The sequence below is a fragment of the Bacillus sp. FSL K6-0268 genome, assembly GCF_038005425.1.
Lineage (GTDB): Bacteria > Bacillota > Bacilli > Bacillales > Bacillaceae_G > Bacillus_A > Bacillus_A thuringiensis_S.
In genome coordinates this window covers 3,559,842-3,582,333 of the sequence record NZ_JBBOTF010000001.1, presented here as the reverse complement: position 1 = coordinate 3,582,333, position 22,492 = coordinate 3,559,842, and the positions used below count along the sequence as shown (strand labels likewise).

Sequence of the window (22,492 nt, the reverse complement as noted above, 5' to 3'; positions counted from 1 at the left end):
TTAATTCTTCATGTAAATATTAACTATTCACGCCCTAAATTTTCCACAAATTGCACAAATGAACACTTTATTAATACTATTAAAAATCGCCGATTCATACATAGTTTTTCTTCATCATAAAACGATATCCAGAGGTGAAGAATGTGGCAATTGCATTTAAGGAGGCTTATTTATTTAATGACTTCAGAAGTAAATAAAAGAACATTTTTCACTAAAAGCACACTTATTATTATTCCATTATTAATAATATGTGCATTTGCTTTTCATTACTTTTTCCTAAAATCAGACAGTGTATTTTCTAGTACGGGAGATGCATTATCACAATTCAGTTTCTTTACATTCCTTTTACAACACGCATTTAAAGATGGAAATTTATTTTGGTCTTGGGATTATGGCTTAGGTGGGGATTTATTCGGAGAATTTAGTTATTACTATAGTACAGCACCATTTTTCTGGCTTACGCTTCTACTTCCTAAACTAAATTTTGACCAAATCTTTGAGATGAAACTATATATGAGCATTTTAAAAAGTACATTAGCTATGTTATTCATGTATGGTTCTTTACGTTATCACAATAAAACTATTTTTTCTTCTCTCATTTCTGCCATTATATATGGAGGATGTGTAACTTTCATTCGCCATTCTTTATTATGGGATTTCATGGCAGATGCTATAGTGTTTTTACCTTTAGTACTATGGGGATTAGATAAATATATTTTAGAGCGAAAAAAGGGATTATTCCTGTTTGCAACAGCACTTATGCTTGCATCAAATTTCTATTTCGCTTTCATTACTAGTATTTTTATCTATATTTATGCCTTTTTCCAATATTTCGCTACACAGCAGAACAAAACAATTAAAACATTTATAATTTATTATATTAGAATTGCTTTTCTATATGCTTTATCACTAGGTTTATCTGCTGTTTGCTTTATACCATCTGTAAATGGTGTATTTAGTTCCGATCGACTCGCTACAAAATTTACTATACCGTTATTTTTTGAAGATACGTTTTATAAAAACTTAATGGAAAGTATCTTTTTCATTAATAATACAGAGGATTATCAGCTTGCATTCCCTGTTTTCATCCTCTTCCTTATTACTAGCGCGCTTCTAATACGCAATAAACTTGTCACAAATAAATTACTCTTTACTGGGTTTATGTTAGTGCTATATATGCTTCCATATACGTATTCCATATTTAATGGCTTTTCTGCTATGCAATACAGATGGTTTTACTTATTTGCATTTGTGGTTGCGCAAACTGTCGCCTACATTTTAGATTGGATGCTGCTTCACAAAAAGAAGGTCAATTCTTTAATAGGTCCTTTGCTAGCAACAGCACTATTTATTTACGCATTCTATAGAAAAGTAAATATAAACGCACAGCCGCTACAAACGATTGATAAAATTTTAATTTGCACTACTGTATTATCCATTATTACAATATTACTATGGCGCTATTTATCAAAAGTAGCCCTACAATGTTTCATTGTATTAAATGTACTCGTCAATGTAATATTTATTAATTACTTCTATTCAGATTTTGCTCTTAGTAAACACTTTAATCAAGCAGGCGTGACAAAAGAATCATTACATGGACCAGGTCTTGATAATAAGGATGAAATTGAAGCAATTCGTTATATACAAAATCAAGATAAAGATTTTTATCGAATTATCAATCCAAACAATAATTATAAAAATACGCCTATGTTGCAAGGTTATCATGGTACAAGTACTTATCAAAGCTTAGTCAATTATCATATTCATGACTTTATGAAGAATAAGTACAATGTTTTCCAAGGATATGATAGCCCATCTATGTTCTTCCAGTTAGATAAACGATTATTCCTTGAGAACATGCTAGGGGTAAAATATTATGTACTAAGTGACGGTGCTAATAAAACCGAAATTCCTTATGGCTATAAGCATTTACAACAAGTAGGTCCTTACAACATTTATAAAAATGAATTTGCACTACCATTAGGCTATGTATACGAAGCTGGAATAAGTGATGAAGAATTTTCAAAACTTAATTTTGCCGAGAAAGATCAACTTTTATTAGATGCTGTAGTTGTAAATGATGTTGGAAGTCTTCCACTAAAACAATTTAATACAAAACAGCTAGATTCAAAACAAATTAAGATTAATCCAAATAAAATGAAGTGGGAAAATATAGAGAAAGAGAAAGATATACTCACTGTTCATGAAAATGGGCGTATAATAGTACCTATTGATAATAACGATATGTTAGGTGATCTTCTTGTTGAAATTAAAATTAGAAATATAAACAAGGAATCATTTGGGGTTACCGTGAATGACAAATCTATGATAAAAGGTAATGAAGATGGAGCTTATGCTTATCCTTTAGAAAGATTTGTTTACAACTTAGGAAAAGATGCGAAGCCAACCGAGCTAATCATTTCTATTCCTACTCCTGGTCAATATGAGTTGAAAGACTTACAAATCAACAGTACTAACTATCAGACTATCCCGAAAAAAGTAAATACTTTAAAAGAAAATAGTCTACAAAATATTTACTATGAAGGTAACTCCTTAAAAGGTGATATTAATTCTACTAAGGATGGATTGCTATATTTATCGGTACCGTATAGTAAAGGATGGTCAATAAAAGTTGACGGTAAAGAAACAGAATTTACGAAGGCTAATTCCGCCTTTATTGGCGTTCCTATTTCCAAAGGGCAACATATAGTTGAAATGAAATACGTCACACCTTATTTCAAAATGGGTCTCGTTATTTCTATCATTTCATTTATCATTTGCATCTCGCTTCTAGTTCTTGGAGATCCGAAAAGATATTCAAAATTAAAAAATCGTTTTAAAAAAAGTTATTAAAGTAAAGTGAAGTAAAAGTTGAAGATCATTGCTTCACTTTTACTTCATGCCCAGTTTAAAATTACACCTAAGGAGGTCCTAACATGACCCTTTCAATAGTAGTACCATGCTACAATGAAGAAAAGGTGCTTCGAGCCTTTTATTCAGAGACTTCTCTTGAAATTCATAAATTAACTACCGATTATGAATTTGTTTTTGTTAATGATGGTAGTAAAGATGATACATTAAATATTTTACGTGATTTAGCTAGTTCAGATTCATCGGTACACTATATATCGTTTAGTCGAAACTTCGGAAAAGAAGCTGCAATGTTAGCTGGCTTAAAATACGCTACAGGCGATGCCATTGTTATTATGGATGCTGACTTACAACACCCTCCTACGTTAATAAAAGAACTGTTAGAAGGATATAACGATGGCTACGACCAAGTCATTGCAAAAAGGACAAGAACTGGTGATTCACCCGTTCGCTCTTTCGTCTCTCGTCTTTACTATAAGGTGATGAATAAGTTTGTAGATATTGAATTAGTAGATGGTATTGGTGACTTTAGACTTTTAAGTCGAAGAGCAGTGGATTCATTAGTATCCTTAAGTGAGTACAACCGATTTTCAAAGGGCTTATTCTCTTGGATTGGTTATAACGAATTAATTATTGAATATGAAAATGTATTACGTTCTGATGGAGAAAGTAAATGGACCTTCTCGAAATTATTAAATTACGGAATTGATGGTGTAATTTCATTCAATAATAAACCGTTACGCCTATCTATATATCTTGGATTACTAACAACCATTTTTGGACTTTTATATGTAATCACTACGTTCGTTCAAATTATCCTTGGTGGTGTGGAAGTTCCTGGTTACTTTACTCTCATTTCCGCTATACTATTTATTGGCGGTATTCAACTCATATTCCTAGGTGTTATTGGTGAATATATCGGTCGTATTTATTATGAAACAAAACGTAGACCGCATTTTATTGTAGCTGAAAAGAAAGTTAGTGAAGTTAAACAAAAGGCATAACAAAAAAGTTACTTCTGTAGGTAGAAGTAACTTTTTTATATACTAACATTTACACACCCTTTTTTTGCATAGATATAATCATTTCTTTTAGCCCATTATAATACGAAGTTTTTGGTATATCCCCGATATACCTCTCATATTTCTCCCCGCTTAATACAACTGGTTTTTCCGTCAAATATAGCATTTCCATAAATTCTTTCATCTGCTTATCAAACAGACCAATAAACTGGATCATTCCTCTTTTTACAGTTATTACTCGTTTCGTATATCCCGTTAATTCCCGTATGTGTTGAATCATTTCCTCACCTGTAATAACACCATAACCTGGTATGTTCCAATTTTGTCCATAGGCCTCATCATGTAAAGCTAATTCAACCATTGCTTTTGCACCATCTGGTGTAAAAATATATTCACGGGCAATCTTTTTATCTCCAACAAAGCTAGACATTTTATTTGCAAGTATTCCCTTTAATGTATGATGAACAAGTGTGCTTTCTGCATTTGGACCATAAAAGTCTGGGAAATGAGCAATAAACATTCGTACATTAGCTTGTTTTGCCATCTCTTCAAGTTGTAAACGAATCTTCCCTTTCTTTGTGTGTGGTCTTTTTTTAGCCTCTTCTTTTACAAGCCCTTCCCCTTGCCTTCCATACGCATAAATATTATCAACTATCCCTAGTTTGATACCGTAATGTTTCGATACCTCTAATATGTTTATTAATAATTTCTCTTGCTGTTTCTCCCAATCTGAATACGGAATATTTATAACATGAAATATAATATCAACATCTTTAGCAGCATTCATTATATCCTCTTTTACAAATACATCGCCGGCTACAACTTCTACATGTTTGTTCCCAGAAAATAATGCACCTAATCTCTCCTTATTTCTTGCAAAAGCAACCACATGAATCCCTCGGCCACATAATTCGTTTACAATTGCATAACCCATTGAACCAGAAGCACCTAATACTAAAGCCTTTTTCATTATAAATCCCCTCCTAAATTAATTAACCACTGTTCAATTAATATTAAAAAGAAAATCACTTACATAAGAAGCGATTTTGAAATAAACTCTACATGTACCTTAGCCAAACCTTGTAGTTCTTCAAACGTTTGGCCACTTCTGCAATAATGTGCTACAAATCCATGTAATGATAAAAAAACAGACCATATTATCATCGCATTTAATTCCCCATCACATAAAAAAGAAATAACCTTCGCAAATTTTTCATAACTAACATTAGGACTATTTGCCAAACATTCTTTTAATTCGGCATCTTTAATTAAAAACATAATTTCATAATGACTCTGATTTCTTAGACCAAATTCAATAAAACCGAATAAAACTGCTCTTAGTTGCTCTTCTCTCGATAACTTTTGATTACAAATTTCATCTAACTTTTTGTTTAATAATTGAAAATCCTGTTCCACCATTGCGTAAAATAGCTCTGCTTTGTTTTTAAAATGATAATAAATCGAACCATGGCTATATCCAAGTTCTGTTGCAATTTTGCGCATTGAAGTATGTTGATATCCTTGTGCTATAAATAGCTCCCTAGCTACATTCATAATCATTTCTCTTGTTAGTTCTTGTTTAACTGCTTTCCTTGGCGACATATTTCATACCTCACACATATAATTAACCACTGTTCAATTATATTATATATTTTCAGAAAATTAATGCAACTATTTTTTTGAAAAAATATACATTTTGAAATGATGGCATTATATGAAAGAATTTAGTATCATGATTCAAGGTACTATTTCAAGTTGGACGGAGGATACTATGAGCTTATTAACAGTTGAAAAATTAGGACATACATTTGGCGATCGTACATTATTTAAAGATGTATCTATGCGATTATTAGCAGGTGAGCACGTTGGATTAGTTGGTGCAAACGGTGTTGGTAAATCAACATTTATGAATATCATTACTGGTCAGCTTATTCATGACGAAGGTCGTGTAGAATGGACACCAGGCACACATTACGGTTACTTAGATCAGCATACGGTTTTAACGCCTGGACGTACAATTCGTGACGTACTAGCGGATGCATTTTTACCGTTATTCGAAAAGGAAACAGCTTTAAATGAAGTTACAGAAAAAATGGGAACTGCTACACCAGAAGAACTAGAAGAACTTCTTGAGCAAATGGCAGAAATACAAGATGCACTTGAAGCAGGTGGTTTCTATTTACTAGATATGAAAATTGAAGAGGCTGCACGTGGTCTTGGAATTGATGCTATTGGTTTAGATCGTGATGTTTCAGCACTAAGTGGTGGACAACGTACAAAAGTATTGCTTGCAAAGCTATTACTTGAACAACCAGAAGTGTTATTGCTTGATGAACCTACTAACTATTTAGACGTTGAACATATTCATTGGTTAACAACTTATTTAAAAGAATACCCACATGCATTCTTATTGATTTCTCATGATACGGAATTTATGAACAAATGTGTTGATGTTATTTTCCATCTAGAATTCACAAAAATGACACGCTATACAGCGACATATGAAAAATTCCTAGAACTAGCAGAAATCAATAAAAATCAACATATAAACGCTTATGAAAAGCAGCGCGAGTTTATCAAAAAGCAAGAAGACTTCATTGCAAAGAACAAGGCTCGTTATTCAACGACAGGTCGTGCAAAGAGTCGTCAAAAACAACTTGATCGCATGGAACTTATTGATCGTCCGGAAACAGCAATCAAACCTGAATTCTCATTTAAAGAAAGTCGTGCAAGTAGTCGCTTCGTCTTTGAAGGTGAAAATGTAGAAATCGGATATACACATCCGCTACTACCAAAGTTATCAATGACAATTGAGCGTGGTGAAAAAATTGCTATTGTTGGATGTAATGGTGTTGGTAAATCAACGCTACTAAAAACAATCTTAGGTAAAATTAAACCTTTAAACGGTAAAACAAGTCTTGGTGACTTCTTAGAGCCTGCATACTTTGAGCAAGAAGTTAAAGCTGATAATATAACACCAATTGATGATGTATGGAATACATTCCCTGGCCTAGACCAGCATCAAATTCGTGCGATGTTAGCGAAATGCGGATTAAAAAATGAACATATTTCTCGTCCATTAAGTCAATTAAGTGGTGGAGAACAAGCAAAAGTTCGTTTATGTAAGCTAATGGGTGAAGAAAGTAACTGGCTACTATTTGATGAGCCGACAAACCATCTTGATGTTACAGCAAAAGAAGAACTTAAGAAGGCTATGAAAGCATATAAAGGAACAATTCTCCTTGTATGTCACGAACCGGAATTCTATGAAGATTGGATCACAAAGGTTTGGGATGTAGAAAAATGGTCTCAAAATAGTAAGTAATCTTTAATAAAAAACTCCTTGTGTAGACAAGGAGTTTTTTATTAAGAATTTTTTATATTGTAGTATCCTATAAGGCGTAAGCGAAATTCTTTTAATTCCGGATAAACCTCTAAATTTGCTAACATACCTCTAATTACCGGAATTCTTGGATTAAGCAATCGCATTTCCGCCTCTAAAACATCTAATGTTACTAGCAGCTCATCGTCCTCTAATTGATCAGCTAGAGTACGCTTAAATCCAATAATTTCTTTTAAAAAATGCTCTTTAACCTGTTCCTTAATGAGCTCTGATTTACAAAGAAATTCTCCAAGCTTTTCTTCGTGTAAAATAGGTTCTTCCGAAGATTCTACCAAGCCATCTACTAAATTATCTACTCTTTTTAAAATAAAAGCAGAGATGTAAGATAAATCAATTTCTGTTGCTTGTAAAATAATTAATTCTAAATACCCACGGCATATGCCTTCCACCATAATTACTAAATCCAATAAATATGGCATAATCTTTTCATCATAAATGGACAATAAACTATTTCGATAAAATGCATGAGACTCTAACTTCATCCGCATCATAAATTCTTCCACTTCTTTATTAAACGGAATCGCATTTTCTCTCGCATGCATAATAATAAACTCTTTATGCTTTTGTATATCATTAAACTGACAATGTAATTGTTTTGCAAATTTTTCACGTGGTAACAAAGACTCTTGCTCAATATCCAGCATTTTCTTTTGAATTTTGTCATAATAATATCGAAGTGTCGCTAATAAAAGCTCATCTTTTGATTTAAAATATAAGTAAAAAGCTCCCTTAGATATACCACTAGCTGTCACAATTTCCTGCACTGATGTCGCATTTACACCCTTAGTAGCAAATAACTTCATAGCCGATTCTATAATTAAACGCTCTTTTTCTTTCATATCTTCTCTCCTAAATTTAATCTCGCATCTTATTATGGATTTATTATACCATCTCTTTTTATTGACGATTGACCAACTGGTCAGTTATATTATGTATTAGACTGACCAGTTGGTCAATATAATACAAAGGGAGCGCAAACATGAACAAAATCATCAATTTCTCGTTAAAAAATAAGTTCGCAGTTTGGCTACTAACCATTATTGTTACTATTGCGGGAATTTACTCTGGCCTCAATATGAAGCTGGAAACAATTCCTGATATTACAACACCGATTGTGACAGTAACTACGGTCTATCCTGGTGCTACACCAGAAGAAGTAGCCGATAAAGTTTCAAAGCCGATGGAAGAACAACTACAAAATTTAAGTGGTGTTAACGTTGTTAGCTCATCATCTTTTCAAAACGCATCTTCTATTCAAGTAGAATACGATTTTGATAAAAATATGGAAAAAGCAGAAACAGAAATTAAAGAAGCTCTCACAAATGTAAAGCTCCCTGACGGTGTTAAAGACCCTAAGGTTTCACGAGTAAACTTCAATGCTTTTCCTGTTATTTCGTTAAGCGTAGCAAGCAAGAATGAAGCTTTAGCTATCTTAACTGAAAATGTAGAGAAAAATATTGTACCGGGCTTAAAAGGACTTGATGGTGTTGCATCTGTTCAAATTGCAGGCCAACAAGTAGATGAAGTACAGCTCGTCTTCAAGAAAGATAAAATGAAAGAACTAGGACTAAGTGAAGATACTGTAAAAAATGTAATTAAAGGATCGGATGTATCTTTACCACTTGGCCTATATACGTTTAAAGACACGGAAAAATCAGTTGTTGTAGATGGCAATATTACAACGATTAAAGCATTAAAAGAACTCAAAATCCCAGCTATACCTTCATCACCTAACGGTCAAGGTAGTCAAAATGCTGGCGCTGGTGCACAAACGCCGCAAATGAATCCAGCTGCTATGAACGGAATTCCAACAGTTACATTAGACGAAATTGCTGAAATTAAAGAAGTTGGGAAAGCAGAATCCATTTCTCGAACAAATGGAAAAGAAGCAATTGGAATTCAAATTGTGAAGGCCTCTGATGCAAATACAGTTGATGTTGTAAATGCAGTAAAAGATAAAGTAAAAGATCTTGAGAAAAAATATAAAGATTTAGAGATCATTTCAACATTCGACCAAGGTGCACCTATTGAAAAGTCAGTTGAAACAATGCTAAGCAAAGCAATTTTCGGTGCTATCTTTGCGATTGTTATTATTATGCTGTTCCTACGAAATATTCGAACAACGTTAATCTCTGTCGTTTCAATACCACTTTCGTTATTAATTGCTGTTTTAGTCATAAAGCAAATGGATATTACGCTTAACATTATGACGCTTGGAGCAATGACAGTTGCTATAGGCCGTGTTGTTGATGACTCAATTGTTGTTATTGAAAATATTTACCGACGTATGTCGTTATCAGAAGAGAAATTGCGCGGAAGAGATTTAATTCGTGAAGCTACGAAAGAAATGTTTATTCCGATTATGTCTTCTACCATTGTGACAATCGCTGTATTCTTACCGCTAGGACTTGTAAAAGGTATGATTGGTGAAATGTTCTTACCATTCGCCTTAACTATTGTCTTCGCTTTATTAGCATCGTTACTAGTGGCTGTTACAATCGTACCAATGCTTGCCCATTCCTTATTTAAGAAAGAAAGCACGAGGGAAAAAGAGGTACATCATGAAGAGAAACCAAGCAAATTAGCAAATGGGTATAAACGTATACTTGAATGGGCTTTAAATCACAAAATTATTACATCTAGTATTGCTGTCCTTCTATTAGTTGGTAGTCTCGCACTTGTGCCCGTTATCGGTGTAAGTTTCTTACCTTCTGAAGAAGAAAAAATGATTATCGCAACATACAAACCTGAACCAGGTCAAACATTAGAAGACGTTGAAAAAATTGCAACGAAAGCTGAGAAGCACTTCCAAGATAATAAAGACGTGAAAACAATTCAGTTCTCATTAGGTGGAGAGAATCCAATGAGCCCTGGTCAAACAAATCAAGCTATGTTCTTCGTTCAATATGATAACGACACGAAAAACTTCGAAAAAGAAAAAGAAGAAGTCGTGAAAGATTTACAAAAAATGTCTGGAAAAGGTGAATGGAAAAACCAAGACTTCGGAGCAAGTGGCGGTAGTAACGAAATTAAACTATACGTTTACGGAGATAGCTCAGAAGACATTAAGCCTGTCGTAAAAGATATTCAAAATATCATGAAGAAAAATAAAGACTTAAAAGATATAGATTCTAGTATTGCAAAAACATATGCAGAGTACACTTTAGTCGCAGATCAAGAAAAGCTGAGTAAAATGGGCTTAACGGCTGCTCAAATTGGAATGGGACTTTCTAATCAACATGATCGCCCTGTTCTGACAACAATTAAAAAAGACGGTAAAGATATCAATGTATATGTAGAAGCTGAAAAACAAAATTATGAAACAATCGATGACTTAACAAATCGCAAAATTACAACACCACTTGGTAATGAAGTAGCTGTGAAAGATGTTATGACTGTAAAAGAAGGTGAAACATCGAATACAGTAACACACCGAGATGGCCGTGTTTATGCAGAGGTTAGTGCAAAATTAACATCTGATGACGTTTCAAAAGCATCTGCTGCAGTCCAAAAAGAAGTAGATAAAATGGATCTTCCTTCTGGTGTAGATGTTTCTATGGGCGGTGTTACTAAAGATATTCAAGAATCATTCAAGCAACTTGGCCTAGCGATGTTAGCTGCGATTGCCATTGTATACTTCGTTCTTGTCGTTACATTTGGCGGTGCCCTTGCACCATTCGCAATTTTATTCTCGCTACCATTCACAATTATTGGGGCTCTTGTTGCCTTATTAATCTCTGGTGAAACATTAAGTGTATCTGCAATGATTGGGGCGCTTATGTTAATCGGTATCGTTGTAACAAACGCAATCGTGCTTATCGACCGCGTTATTCATAAAGAAAATGAAGGTTTATCAACACGTGAAGCTTTATTAGAAGCTGGTGCAACACGCTTGCGTCCAATTTTAATGACTGCAATTGCAACAATCGGAGCTCTTATCCCGCTTGCATTAGGATTTGAAGGTAGCGGCTTAATTTCTAAAGGACTTGGTGTAACAGTAATTGGTGGATTAACAAGTTCAACGTTATTAACACTTCTTATTGTTCCAATTGTTTATGAAGTATTAAGCAAATTTAAAAAGAAAAAAACAAAATAGCAAAAAAATAACCTCGCTAACTGCGAGGTTATTTTTTATTTCCAAACAAGATTAAGAAATCGCCATAACCTTCTTTCTCTAATTCCTCTTTTGGAATAAATCTAAGAGCTGCGGAATTAATGCAGTAACGAAGCCCATTCGGTCCTGGACCGTCTGGAAATACATGCCCAAGATGCGAATCTCCCTCTTTACTTCTCACTTCTGTACGTGTCATATTATGACTCACATCCATCTTTTCTTTCACACTTGCTGACATAACTGGTTTTGTAAAACTAGGCCATCCACATCCACTATCAAATTTATCTAGAGAAGTAAACAACGGCTCACCTGAAACGATATCTACATAAAGACCTTCCTCTTTATGGTTCCAATACTCATTTCGAAATGGTGGTTCTGTACCATTTTCCTGTGTTACATAAAACTGCATCTCATTGAGTTTTTCTTTTAAATGAGCATTATCCTTTGGCCAATGTTCCTTAATAAAAGCATCTCGTCCTGAGCCTTTACGATATAACTCATAGCGGAATGTGTTTTTCTTATGATATCCTTGGTGATATTCTTCAGCTGGATAAAATGTAGCTGCTGGTAGTATTTTTGTCGCAATTGGTTTCGAAAAGCGCCCACTCTGCTCAAGCTCTTCTTTTGAAGCTTCTGCTTTTTTATGTTGTTCTTCATTATGATAAAAAATCACCGTTTCATAAGACTGTCCGCGGTCATGGAATTGTCCCCCAATATCGGTCGGATCAATTTGTCTCCAATATATATTTAACAATTCCTCATACGGCATTTTATTTGCATCAAATGTAATTTGTACCGCTTCATAATGTCCTGTTGTTTCCGAGCACACTTCTTTATACGTTGGGTCCTCTTTATGACCGCCTGTATAACCTGAAATAACCTGTATAATTCCCTCCATCTCTTCAAATGGAGAAACCATACACCAAAAACACCCTCCAGCAAATGTAGCCAATTCTACCTTTTCATTTACAGCCATTACTTCACCCCTATTCTATATTCTCCTTACAGTATGGCATAAGAAACATAATGTTATAAAAGAAAAAGCATCGAACATCGATGCTTTTTCTCTACTTCACTTTATTTTGTTCCAACATCCTTCTCCATTTCATCACTTGTCACATCTAAGACATCTAATAAGAAAATGAAAATTGGAATACCGATAATCAGTCCCCATACACCTAAGAAGTGCTCTGAGAAAATTAATACCATAAAAGTATAGAAAATCGGTAAATTTGTTTTTTGCGACATAAACTTCGGATTTAATACGTAACTTTCAAGCGCATGAATAACTGTTACGATAACTAAAATATAAACAACGTACATAATACCGCCAATATTGTAAGCAATCATACAAAGTGGGAATAACGAAATGATAACCCCCGCTACTGGAATTAAGCCAAGCAAGAAAATCATTAACGCTAAACCTAATAATTGTGGGAATCCTAATATCCATAATGCGATAACTGAAAGAACACAGTTAACAACAGCAATTAAAAATTGCGCTTCGATTACCTTTCCAAATGAACGTGCAAATTTCTTTCCGAAGTACTCAATTTCAGTATAGAAAATTGCAAGCCTGCTTTCTTTAAACTTTACAGTAAAACCAACAATACGAGATTTTTCTAGTAAGAAAAACAAACTCAAAATTAAAGAAAGTAAAACTTGAAGGCCAAATTTACCAACATTCGTAATCGATTTATACAAAATGTCTACGCCTTGTCCTACATATTTAGAAAGCTCCATATGATTGACAGCATTAACTGCATACTTAATTAGTTCACTATCTGGTGGGTTTCTTAAAAATACATTGAATTGGTAAATCAATTGTGAAATTTGTATCGTTAATACTGGTAAATATTTAAATAGCGTAATAGCAATTCCACCAATTAACATTACATATAGAAATGCTATAATAATTTTTCGATTAATAGGCATGAAATGATCTAATTTGCGGGAAATAAACTTTTGGAATCGATCCATTAAATACGTGAGAATAAACGTAATTAATATTAAATTCAACATACTTTGCAGCCCGTATAACACGAGAGCAAGTATTACTAATACGAGTAACCTCTGAAATCCTTTGCTTTGAAACAGGTTTTTTATTTGCATAATCGACGAATACTCTCTCCTGTCCTATAAACTAAAACGTTAATAAGTAGATTTCTCTCTTTTCTACTTTTAAATTATTCATTCATATTAAGATTTTTATAAACTCATTATATGCCTATCTTAACAGGTATATAGTAGATTACTTCTTATTTTACAATACAATGACCTAATTCAAAACGTATTCTACATAGTATTAATGAAGATTTAAGGAAACTTACATTTTTTTAAATAGGTCTTACCACTACTGTAACATAAAAAGCAAGCTATCAGTAGAAATCTGTCCTACAAATAGCTTGCTTTTCTTATTTTTTAAGTAAGTTTTACTATCCAATGAATGGCATAAACATTGGGATGACAACTACTGTTACAACCCCAACTACCGTTACAGCAATACTTGCCATCGCTGCCTCTACCTCACCCATTTCAATTCCTACTGCAACTCCTAATGCATGGCCCGCTGTTCCAAGTGCTAAACCTTTTGCAATCGGATGCTTAACTCTAAATGTTTTTAAGAATAATGCCCCTAATGCGTATACGATAACTGCGTTGAAAATAACTGCAAACGATGTAATTGCTGGAATACCACCAATACTTTCTGAGATTGGTAACGCAATTGCTGTTGTTGCTGCTTGTGGTAGCATTGAATTCATTACTGCTGTATCTAAACCGATTGCTTTTGCAACAATAAACACGACAATTACTGAGCAAATAGATCCCACCACGATAGCCGATAAAATTTGCCACCAATATTTTTTCAACTTATCCACTTGCTTGTATAGTGGGATAGCGAATGCAATTGTTGCTGGTTCTAAGAAGAAACTAATCATTTTTCCGCCAGTATTATATTCTTCAAAAGTAAAGTTACCTACCTTTAGAAAGACAATCCCTAATACCATCGCTACAAATAATGGTGTAAATAAGAAGAATCCTTTTGAATGCTTGAATAATAACGTTCCGATCCCGTATGCGATTAATGAAACGACGATTCCGAAATATGGAGTCATTGTGCTTGCCATATTCATTACCTCCTAACAATATATAAATGCAATGGTTACGCAACCTTTCCGTGCTTGCGTCCTTTATTTACTACTTTCAATTCTTTTGTATCTTCTGTTTCTTTTTCATCTTTTCCTAAAATAAATTGTGCAAATAATCCTGTTACAGCTAGTAAAATAACTGTTGCTACAACAATTACAGTTAAAATTTGTACAAAATATTGTCCCATTACACCAAGAGAATTAATAACTGAAATACCTGATGGGACGAAAAGGAATCCGATAATACCTGTTAAAGCTGTTCCAAGTGATTCAACTTGCTCCAATTTAATAACTTTTAAACATAATAGACTAAATAAAATAACTAACCCGATTACCGATGAAGGCATCGGAATTGGTAAATGTGTTGCAATAATATTAGAAATTAACATAATAGCTGAGAATATGAATGCTTGTGATAAGAAACTGTATACTTTTTTCGTGCTCATTTTGGCCACCTCTTTCGATTTGGTACCTTTATTGTATAAGATGTAAGTAACGAGGTAAGCGTTTACATAACAGAACGTCAAATATACAGAATCAGTTACAAATATAAAAGGATGAAATACAAAAGCTGCTTCTTAAATACGAAGCAGCTTCTTGAGTTCTTTGGCATATGTACGGCTAACAGGTACTTTCGATCCTTCTTTCATGATTAAATTATAAGTAGAATTGAACCATGGCTGAATTTCAGTAATATGATTAATATTTGCAATAAAGCTACGATGGACGCGCATGAAGTTTGCTTGTGGTAACTTCTTCTCTAAAATTACAAGTGTATCATGTGTTACATATGTTTCCCTCATTGTTTTTACTGTTACTTTCCCATCTACAAGCCCTACATATATAATATCTTCAATATTCACAAGTACGATTGATTCTTCAATTGGTAATGCTAATTTATGCATCTCTGCTGTTACATCTGTCCCCTTTATTTCGTGCTTCGTTTCTATTTGCGCTTGTTTTTGTTTTTTATACTTCTTTAATGTTTGCACAATACGCTCTTCATCAAATGGTTTTAAAATGTAGTCTAACGCATCTACTTCAAATGCTTGCAACGCATATTGATCATAGGCAGTAGCAAATACAATTGCAGGTGGATTTTTCATCTTCTTTAATATATTCGCGATTTCAAATCCGTTATCATCAGATAATTGAATATCTAAAAATACAATATCTGGTCTACATTGCATTAGTTCTTCTAATGCGTCTTCTACACAATCAGCCTCACCAACTATCTCAACTTCTTTCGTTCTCTCTAATAAATACTTTAGTTCATCACGTGCTAACATTTCATCGTCAACTACTAATACTTTTAACACCTGGCTCTTCCTCCCCTACTTTTTTTGGAATAATAAAGGTAATCTCCGTCCCTTTATTTAATTCACTTTCGATATGAAGCATCGTTTCTTTCCCAAATAACCCAATAAGACGTTCATTAATATTATATAAAGCTGTTCCAGTCCCTTTCTTTGACGAAACTACCATCTTTCCTAATTGTTCTAAACGTTCTTCCTCAATTCCCTGTCCATTATCTTTTACTTCAAAGTGAACCATACCCTCTTTTTCAAAAACATGCACTTCCACTTCACACACTGGTTGCTTCTTCGGAAAAGCATGTCGCAATGCATTTTCAACCAATAGTTGAAGAACAAATGGTGGTACTAAAGTTGTCTTTAGCTCATCCTCAATATACATCTTTACCTCATACTTATTTGGGAACCTTGCTTGTTCTAGTGATAAGTATGCCTGTACATGGTTTAATTCTTGTTCCAGTGGAATCAATAACTGACGTGCTCCTTGCAAATTACAACGGAAATACACGCTAAGCTGTAATAATAACTTCCTTGCTTTTTCTACATCTGTTCGGCATAAAGCTGATACTGTATTAATCGCATTAAATAAAAAGTGCGGGTTAATTTGCGCTTGTAATGCTTTTATCTCCGCATCTTGAAGTAATTTACTTTGCAACTCAGCTTCTCCTAACTCTAACTGCGTGGAGAATATTTTTGCTAACCCTTCTGCTAATTCTTCTTCAACGCGACTTAACTGGTTAGAATTTTTGAAATACAGTTTTAATGTCCCTATCGTATTTCCATGTGAAGTTAGTGGAATAACAATAGCGGCTTGTAAGGGACAGCCTTCATGTTGGCAATTAATAACCTCACGTGATTTCGCCTTCATTATTTGCCCTGTATGTAAAACTTCTTTTGATAAACCAGTTATTAAACTATGTGAAGGAATATGGTGATCTGATGCTAATCCAACGTGCGCTAATATTTTCTCTGTATCTGTTAAAGATACCGCATCTGTTCCTGTAAAGCGGTGAATAATTTGTGCCACATGCTTACACGATTCTTCTGTTAAGCCTTGACGAAAATACGGTAACGTTTTATCAGCAATACGCAATACTTTATGAGTCTGAAGTGCTTTTGCATTCTCCTCCTGACGCAAAATAGCTTGTATCATAGAAAGTAAAATAAAACTTCCAAAACTATTTACAAGAATCATCGGTATCGCTATTGTTTTCACAACGCTAATTCCATCCTCTATAATTAATAAAATCATAAGCATTTCTAAAGATACGATAAAAACACTTAAAACTGCTGAAAACTTAGGAGTAATTGTACGATTATATTTTTTGAAAATATATCCGATATAACCAGTTATAATCCCCGCTAAAATAGAAGAGATTGCGCAGCTTAGCGCTGTCGTACCACCAAGCATATAACGATGAATACCAGCAATAAACCCTACTCCAACCCCTACGATAGGGCCACCAAGTAAGCCACTAATACCAACACCCATAATACGCGTATTCGCAATTGTACTTGACGAAGAAACACCTTGTAACCAATTTTCATTCATAATCGTATTTCCTGCTATTTCAATCCCAGTGTAATTGCTTACAATTGTAAATACCGAAAAAATACAAATAAGCTTAAGCTTATCTACATAGCCATCCTGTTTATGAAGGAGGCGCCTGAAAGTTTTGATATGAGAGAGTAAAAATCCTAAAATAACTATAAGTCCGACTCGTTCAATCATCATGAGTACTAAATTTAGCATCTTTGATTCATTCCTTTTTATTTAGTTAGTTTTATTATGGGAAAATAATGAAGCCGACGTCAAGAAGAACGAAATGTTTTTTGAAATATTTCACACATAATAACTTCCTCTTTATTTGACAATCCAATAGAAGAGTGCTAAAAATAAAGTAATATAATACAGTCCTTTAACCCAACCCTGTGAGGTTGAGAAGGAAGCCGGAATACAATATACGTATGTTCTTTTTTGGGGATACGTATGCTTTTTTGGCCTTCTCATCATATCAGGTGAGAAGGCCTTTTGTTATTCTTCCATAGCGACTGTAGAAAATAAGGAGGAGTAATAATGAACGTCACTACTGATGTACAACAAACAACAGAGGAGACGAAAGCGAAAAGGTATAAAACATTATTTGGTTCTGCGCTAGGATATGCAGCAGAAGGTTTAGATATGTTGCTATTATCTTTCGTACTTGTCTATATTTTAAAAGAGTTTCACTTAAGTCCTGTTGAAGGTGGAAACTTAACATTAGCTACCACAATAGGGATGTTAATTGGTTCTTATTTATTTGGATTTATTGCTGATTTATTTGGCCGTATTCGTACAATGGCCTTCACAATCTTACTGTTTTCACTAGCAACCGCACTCATTTATTTCGCAACAGACTACTGGCAATTATTAATTCTTCGCTTTTTAGTTGGAATGGGAGTTGGTGGTGAATTCGGAATCGGAATGGCCATTGTAACAGAAACATGGTCTAAAGAAATGCGCGCTAAAGCGACATCTGTTGTTGCACTTGGATGGCAATTTGGTGTACTGATTGCTTCACTCCTTCCAGCATTTATTGTCCCACACTTTGGATGGAGAGCCGTTTTCTTATTTGGATTAATTCCAGCTTTACTAGCTGTCTATGTCCGTAAAAGTTTAAGTGAACCGAAAATATGGGAGCAAAAACAACGCTACAAAAAGGAACTATTGCAAAAAGAAGCTACAGGTAAATTAACAACTACTGAAGCAGAACAACTAAAACATATAAAAAAATTCCCACTTCGAAAATTATTTGCCAATAAAAAAGTAACAATCACAACAATCGGTCTTATTATTATGTCGTTTATCCAGAACTTCGGATATTACGGCATCTTCACATGGATGCCAACTATTTTAGCAAATAAATATAACTATACATTAGCAAAAGCGAGTGGCTGGATGTTCATTTCTACCATCGGTATGCTAATTGGAATTGCAATCTTTGGTATTCTGGCTGATAAAATTGGTCGTCGTAAAACTTTTGCAATTTATTATATTGGTGGTACAGTATACTGTCTCATTTACTTCTTCTTATTCACAGATTCAACATTATTATTATGGGGAAGTGCATTGCTTGGATTCTTTGCAAATGGAATGATGGGAGGGTTTGGGGCAATTTTAGCTGAAAACTACCCTGCTGAAGCTCGCTCTACCGCAGAAAACTTTATTTTCGGTACAGGACGTGGGTTAGCTGGATTTGGGCCTGTTATTATCGGCTTACTCGCTACAGGCGGCAACCTGCTTGGAGCATTGTCCTTGATTTTTATCATCTACCCAATCGGGTTAATTACAATGCTAATATGTGTACCAGAAACAAAGGGAAAAGTATTAGATTAAACGTAAAAGAGGAAGCATCTTATTTAAGATGCTTCCTCTTTTACGTTTTTATTTATTTTGATTTACTAGCCTTCTGAAATAAGAATGCAGTTTTATCTTCTTCTTTTACAATACCTTGTTTTAATGCTAATTCTCCCGCAACTTTAGGCGCTAACCATAGCATTGGGAATAATAAAATTGATACCGGAACTGCCGTCACTACGATAAACGATTGTAGCGCATTAATACTTCCTTCACCCATATATAAAAGAATTGCTGCAACTGCTCCCATAATAAGCGACCAAAAAATTCGCAAACTAATTCTAGGATCTCCGTCTCCAGTCACTGCCATTGAAATGGAATACGCCATTGAATCTCCTGTTGTCACTACAAATAAAATTGTTAATAAAAGAAATGCTGGTCCAATAATATTAGAAAGTGGCAATTGCCCTGTAATTGCAATCATAGCTGCCGGCATACCAGATTCACTTAATGCGTCCGAGATAGAACCAGGATTCATTAACTCATAAAACACACCTGATCCACCTAATATAGTAAACCAAAACGTTGTAATAATAGGTGCGATAATTCCAATTGCAACGATGATTTCTCGAATCGTTCTCCCTCTTGAAATTCGACTCACTAAAATTGCCATCATTGGTCCGTATCCAATAAACCATCCCCAGAAAAAGATTGTCCAAGATCCTAACCAACTTGTATCACCACGGTATGTGCTCATCGGTATAAACTCACTTACATAAAATCCAAACGAAGAAACAAACGAATCAATAATAAATCCACCTGGCCCAAATAGTAATATGAATGCCATTAACAAAATTGCTAATCTAACATTTAAATTACTTATAATTTGAATCCCTTTATCAATACCTGTTACTGCCGATATGGTAGACACGGCCACTACACAAACAATAATTGCCAATTGAGTAGTAAACACATCAGAAATTCCAAATAATTCTTGTAACCCATAACTTGCTTGTAAACCTAAAAATCCAATGGGGCCAATTGTACCTGCAGCTACTGCAATAATTGCAGCTGCATCAATTATCGTTCCAAGCAGGCTCTTTCTTAATTTTTCCCCAAAAATAGGATATAAAAGCGTTCGAGGTTTTAGCGGCATACCTTTATGATAATGTCCATACATCATAACTACCGCACTAATTGTACCTAAAATCGTCCATGCTAAAAATCCCCAATGCATATAACTTTGTGCTAAAGCAGGCATGACTGCTTCTTTCGTTCCAGCAGATATACCATCATGTATTGGTGGCACCGTCATCAAATGGTACATTGGCTCTGCTGCTGCCCAAAAAACGCCACCTCCGGCAAGTAATGTAGACATAATAATAGCAAGCCATTTTGCCGTACTAATCTCAGGTTTTTCTAATCCCCCAAGTTTAACTCTCCCATATTTGGAGAACGCCATACACATCGCAACAATAAATGTACCTAATAATAAAACTTGCCAGAAGGCACCAAAATATTTAATTGAAAAAGCGAAACTGTTATTAATCGCACTCTCTACATAATCCTTGTTCAAAAAAACTGCAATTACAAATAATAAAAGTGAACCACCGCTAATAATAAATACAGGCCAATCAGTTTTTCGACTCTTCATCCTCATTTACAATTCCTCCTTCCTCAGCAATCTAAAAAAACAACTTTATTATGTTTTATTGTTTAAACCCAAAACACAATAATTATATATACATAACATTTTATCGACTTCCCACATACTTATGTTGTCCCTAAAAATATGCCAAATCCCTTATTAAAAAGAAAAAATCTCTTTCTCTTACATAAAAAAGCAAAACAAAAGACCTTATATTTCTATAAGGTCTTCGAAACAGAAATTTGATTATAACATAAGGAACTCCTTGGTTCAAAAATCCTCTTCCAAAAATAACCGAGAGTAAAGGCTTCCATTTGCTACATAACAGTAATTAAAAAAATTATATTTTGCAGAAAAAACTGCACTAAATATTATTTATGAAAGAAATTTGGCTTCAAAATTTCATTCGGATACGGTTTGTGATAAATATGAGTGGTAGCTGGAGATAATGGTGGAATAAGCCACACCCAATTACCTGTTACAACACGACCACAAGCAGCTTCTTGCTTCTCAAATTGCTGAAATTGTTGTGCAGCAGTATGATGATCAACAATACTAACTCCTTGTTTTTTAAAAGAGTGTAGTACGGCAATATTCAACTCAATTAGCGCCTTATCCTTCCATAACGTACCGTTTCTCGATGTATCTAAATCCATCATCTCCGCAACAGCCGGAAGTAAATTATAACGATCATGATCCGCTAAGTTGCGCGCCCCAATTTCTGTTCCCATATACCATCCATTGAACGGAGCAGCTGTATAAGAAATACCGCCAATTTCTAAGCACATATCCGAGATCATTGGAACCCCATACCATTTTGCTCCAAGTGATGAAATAGGGTATTCTGGGTGTTCAATTGGCACTTCTTTTACTTCTTTCCTCGGAATTTCTTTATATGTAGGCGCCTTCCCGTTTATAGAAAACACAAGTGGCAATACATCGAAATTCGTACCTTCTCCTTGCCAGCCAAGCTCCTGACAAAAGTCCGTAAATGTAGCGGAATGAGAGTCACCGATCACTCCCATTTCTGTTTTATATCCTGCATATCGAATCAATTGGTGATTATAAATTCGTATATTATTTTCCTCACCTTGATATTGCTTAAAAATCGTAATGGTTGGTTTAACTTTCCCGTCGTTCGTTGCATATTTAATATGATGAATTAATGCATTATATACACCCTCTTCATCATTTACTTCGCGCGCATCTAATATGTGCATCTTACTCCAAAATAGTCTTCCAATACATCTATTACTGTTACGCCATGCCATTCGTGAACCATGAACAAGTTCTTCAAATGTATGCTCATATGTCCCTGTCTTCTCTACCTCAATTTGAATTTCTTTTATACGTTCTTCTATCAATTGTTCTTTATGAAGCTCTTTATAACAAATCGTAATAAAATTACTTGCTTCCTCTATTAATTGTTTCGTTTCACTCATAAACAATCTCCTTCTATTTCAACAAAACCCTGATACTTTACAGTATAAGCAAAAAGGATAGGAGTCACAAATGAAAGCGAGAGTGTTACTTTTATTGTAATATTTTTCAGAAAATTAACGAACTTACTATTGACTTCCATAGAAAATGAGTGTATTTTTGACTCAGGTAAAGTATTTTTACCTAGACCAA

Annotated in this window: 16 protein-coding genes; 5 read left to right on the top strand and 11 right to left on the bottom strand. The window is 34.3% G+C overall.

The features are described from left to right. The first annotated feature begins 177 nt into the window (after positions 1-177). Together MHI28_RS18450 and MHI28_RS18445 are read left to right on the top strand one after the other, a co-directional pair. Complete coding sequence (locus MHI28_RS18450) at positions 178-2,856, top strand: YfhO family protein (protein ID WP_000200234.1); 2,679 nt, start codon at positions 178-180, stop codon at positions 2,854-2,856. A gap of 83 nt (positions 2,857-2,939) precedes the next feature. Beyond that, a complete protein-coding gene (locus MHI28_RS18445; RefSeq protein ID WP_000175828.1) occupies positions 2,940-3,878 on the top strand; it encodes a glycosyltransferase family 2 protein in 939 nt (312 codons plus the stop codon). Positions 3,879-3,927: 49 nt separating this feature from the next. Here the strand turns inward: MHI28_RS18445 and MHI28_RS18440 are convergent, their stop codons facing one another. Together MHI28_RS18440 and MHI28_RS18435 are read right to left on the bottom strand one after the other, a co-directional pair. Then, the gene (locus MHI28_RS18440; protein ID WP_000709949.1) at positions 3,928-4,866 is read right to left on the bottom strand and encodes an NAD(P)H-binding protein; all 939 of its coding nucleotides are present in this window, start codon (positions 4,864-4,866) and stop codon (positions 3,928-3,930) included. Positions 4,867-4,925: 59 nt separating this feature from the next. Beyond that, a complete protein-coding gene (locus MHI28_RS18435; protein ID WP_000074952.1) occupies positions 4,926-5,498 on the bottom strand; it encodes a TetR/AcrR family transcriptional regulator in 573 nt (190 codons plus the stop codon). A gap of 169 nt (positions 5,499-5,667) precedes the next feature. On the opposite strand from MHI28_RS18435, the gene MHI28_RS18430 reads away from it, so the two are divergent. Further along, the gene (locus tag MHI28_RS18430) at positions 5,668-7,221 is read left to right on the top strand and encodes an ABC-F family ATP-binding cassette domain-containing protein (protein ID WP_002083531.1); all 1,554 of its coding nucleotides are present in this window, start codon (positions 5,668-5,670) and stop codon (positions 7,219-7,221) included. A gap of 41 nt (positions 7,222-7,262) precedes the next feature. Here the strand turns inward: MHI28_RS18430 and MHI28_RS18425 are convergent, their stop codons facing one another. After that, positions 7,263-8,138, bottom strand: a complete 876-nt coding sequence (locus MHI28_RS18425; protein ID WP_000659637.1) for a TetR/AcrR family transcriptional regulator — start codon at positions 8,136-8,138, stop codon at positions 7,263-7,265. 140 nt (positions 8,139-8,278) lie between these two features. On the opposite strand from MHI28_RS18425, the gene MHI28_RS18420 reads away from it, so the two are divergent. Next, positions 8,279-11,395: an efflux RND transporter permease subunit gene (locus tag MHI28_RS18420; protein WP_340828146.1), complete on the top strand. Its 3,117-nt coding sequence runs from the start codon at positions 8,279-8,281 to the stop codon at positions 11,393-11,395. Positions 11,396-11,423: 28 nt separating this feature from the next. Here MHI28_RS18420 and msrB read toward each other — a convergent pair whose 3' ends face one another. From msrB to lytS, 6 genes are all read right to left on the bottom strand, one after another. Then, on the bottom strand, positions 11,424-12,389 hold the full coding sequence (gene msrB / locus MHI28_RS18415) for a peptide-methionine (R)-S-oxide reductase MsrB (RefSeq protein WP_000290172.1): 966 nt from the start codon (positions 12,387-12,389) through the stop codon (positions 11,424-11,426). Between the two features lie 101 nt (positions 12,390-12,490). After that, on the bottom strand, positions 12,491-13,525 hold the full coding sequence (locus tag MHI28_RS18410; protein ID WP_001166012.1) for an AI-2E family transporter: 1,035 nt from the start codon (positions 13,523-13,525) through the stop codon (positions 12,491-12,493). A 323-nt stretch (positions 13,526-13,848) separates the two neighbouring features. Further along, complete coding sequence (lrgB, locus tag MHI28_RS18405; protein ID WP_000168869.1) at positions 13,849-14,541, bottom strand: antiholin-like protein LrgB; 693 nt, start codon at positions 14,539-14,541, stop codon at positions 13,849-13,851. A gap of 35 nt (positions 14,542-14,576) precedes the next feature. Next, positions 14,577-15,008, bottom strand: coding sequence for an antiholin-like murein hydrolase modulator LrgA (gene lrgA, locus MHI28_RS18400; RefSeq protein ID WP_000104901.1), 432 nt, complete (start codon positions 15,006-15,008; stop codon positions 14,577-14,579). 132 nt (positions 15,009-15,140) lie between these two features. After that, positions 15,141-15,881, bottom strand: coding sequence for a LytR/AlgR family response regulator transcription factor (locus tag MHI28_RS18395; protein WP_000921846.1), 741 nt, complete (start codon positions 15,879-15,881; stop codon positions 15,141-15,143). Further along, on the bottom strand, positions 15,859-17,628 hold the full coding sequence (gene lytS, locus MHI28_RS18390; RefSeq protein WP_000933588.1) for a two-component system sensor histidine kinase LytS: 1,770 nt from the start codon (positions 17,626-17,628) through the stop codon (positions 15,859-15,861). The genes MHI28_RS18395 and lytS overlap by 23 nt, the downstream gene beginning before the upstream one ends. A gap of 324 nt (positions 17,629-17,952) precedes the next feature. Here lytS and MHI28_RS18385 point away from each other — a divergent pair, with 324 nt between their 5' ends. Continuing rightward, positions 17,953-19,251 carry an MFS transporter gene (locus MHI28_RS18385; protein WP_001103414.1) on the top strand — a complete coding sequence of 433 codons (1,299 nt, stop codon included), beginning with the start codon at positions 17,953-17,955 and terminating at the stop codon, positions 19,249-19,251. Between the two features lie 52 nt (positions 19,252-19,303). On the opposite strand, the gene MHI28_RS18380 is transcribed toward MHI28_RS18385, so the two are convergent. Beyond that, a complete protein-coding gene (locus MHI28_RS18380) occupies positions 19,304-20,872 on the bottom strand; it encodes a BCCT family transporter (protein ID WP_001242450.1) in 1,569 nt (522 codons plus the stop codon). Positions 20,873-21,231: 359 nt separating this feature from the next. After that, positions 21,232-22,302: a nitric oxide synthase oxygenase gene (locus MHI28_RS18375; RefSeq protein WP_000005086.1), complete on the bottom strand. Its 1,071-nt coding sequence runs from the start codon at positions 22,300-22,302 to the stop codon at positions 21,232-21,234. Positions 22,303-22,492 lie beyond the last annotated feature (190 nt).

Excerpts from the sequence above, each read along its gene's own strand:
- MHI28_RS18375 (WP_000005086.1), bottom strand. The coding sequence starts at position 22,302 with ATGAGTGAAACGAAACAATTAATAGAGGAAGCAAGTAATTTTATTACG.
- MHI28_RS18450 (WP_000200234.1), top strand. The coding sequence starts at position 178 with ATGACTTCAGAAGTAAATAAAAGAACATTTTTCACTAAAAGCACACTT.
- MHI28_RS18425 (WP_000659637.1), bottom strand. The coding sequence starts at position 8,138 with ATGAAAGAAAAAGAGCGTTTAATTATAGAATCGGCTATGAAGTTATTT.
- lrgA (WP_000104901.1), bottom strand. The coding sequence starts at position 15,008 with ATGAGCACGAAAAAAGTATACAGTTTCTTATCACAAGCATTCATATTC.
- MHI28_RS18430 (WP_002083531.1), top strand. The coding sequence starts at position 5,668 with ATGAGCTTATTAACAGTTGAAAAATTAGGACATACATTTGGCGATCGT.
- MHI28_RS18410 (WP_001166012.1), bottom strand. The coding sequence starts at position 13,525 with ATGCAAATAAAAAACCTGTTTCAAAGCAAAGGATTTCAGAGGTTACTC.
- MHI28_RS18420 (WP_340828146.1), top strand. The coding sequence starts at position 8,279 with ATGAACAAAATCATCAATTTCTCGTTAAAAAATAAGTTCGCAGTTTGG.
- MHI28_RS18445 (WP_000175828.1), top strand. The coding sequence starts at position 2,940 with ATGACCCTTTCAATAGTAGTACCATGCTACAATGAAGAAAAGGTGCTT.
- MHI28_RS18385 (WP_001103414.1), top strand. The coding sequence starts at position 17,953 with ATGAACGTCACTACTGATGTACAACAAACAACAGAGGAGACGAAAGCG.
- MHI28_RS18380 (WP_001242450.1), bottom strand. The coding sequence starts at position 20,872 with ATGAGGATGAAGAGTCGAAAAACTGATTGGCCTGTATTTATTATTAGC.
- MHI28_RS18435 (WP_000074952.1), bottom strand. The coding sequence starts at position 5,498 with ATGTCGCCAAGGAAAGCAGTTAAACAAGAACTAACAAGAGAAATGATT.
- MHI28_RS18440 (WP_000709949.1), bottom strand. The coding sequence starts at position 4,866 with ATGAAAAAGGCTTTAGTATTAGGTGCTTCTGGTTCAATGGGTTATGCA.
- lytS (WP_000933588.1), bottom strand. The coding sequence starts at position 17,628 with ATGCTAAATTTAGTACTCATGATGATTGAACGAGTCGGACTTATAGTT.
- msrB (WP_000290172.1), bottom strand. The coding sequence starts at position 12,389 with ATGGCTGTAAATGAAAAGGTAGAATTGGCTACATTTGCTGGAGGGTGT.
- lrgB (WP_000168869.1), bottom strand. The coding sequence starts at position 14,541 with ATGGCAAGCACAATGACTCCATATTTCGGAATCGTCGTTTCATTAATC.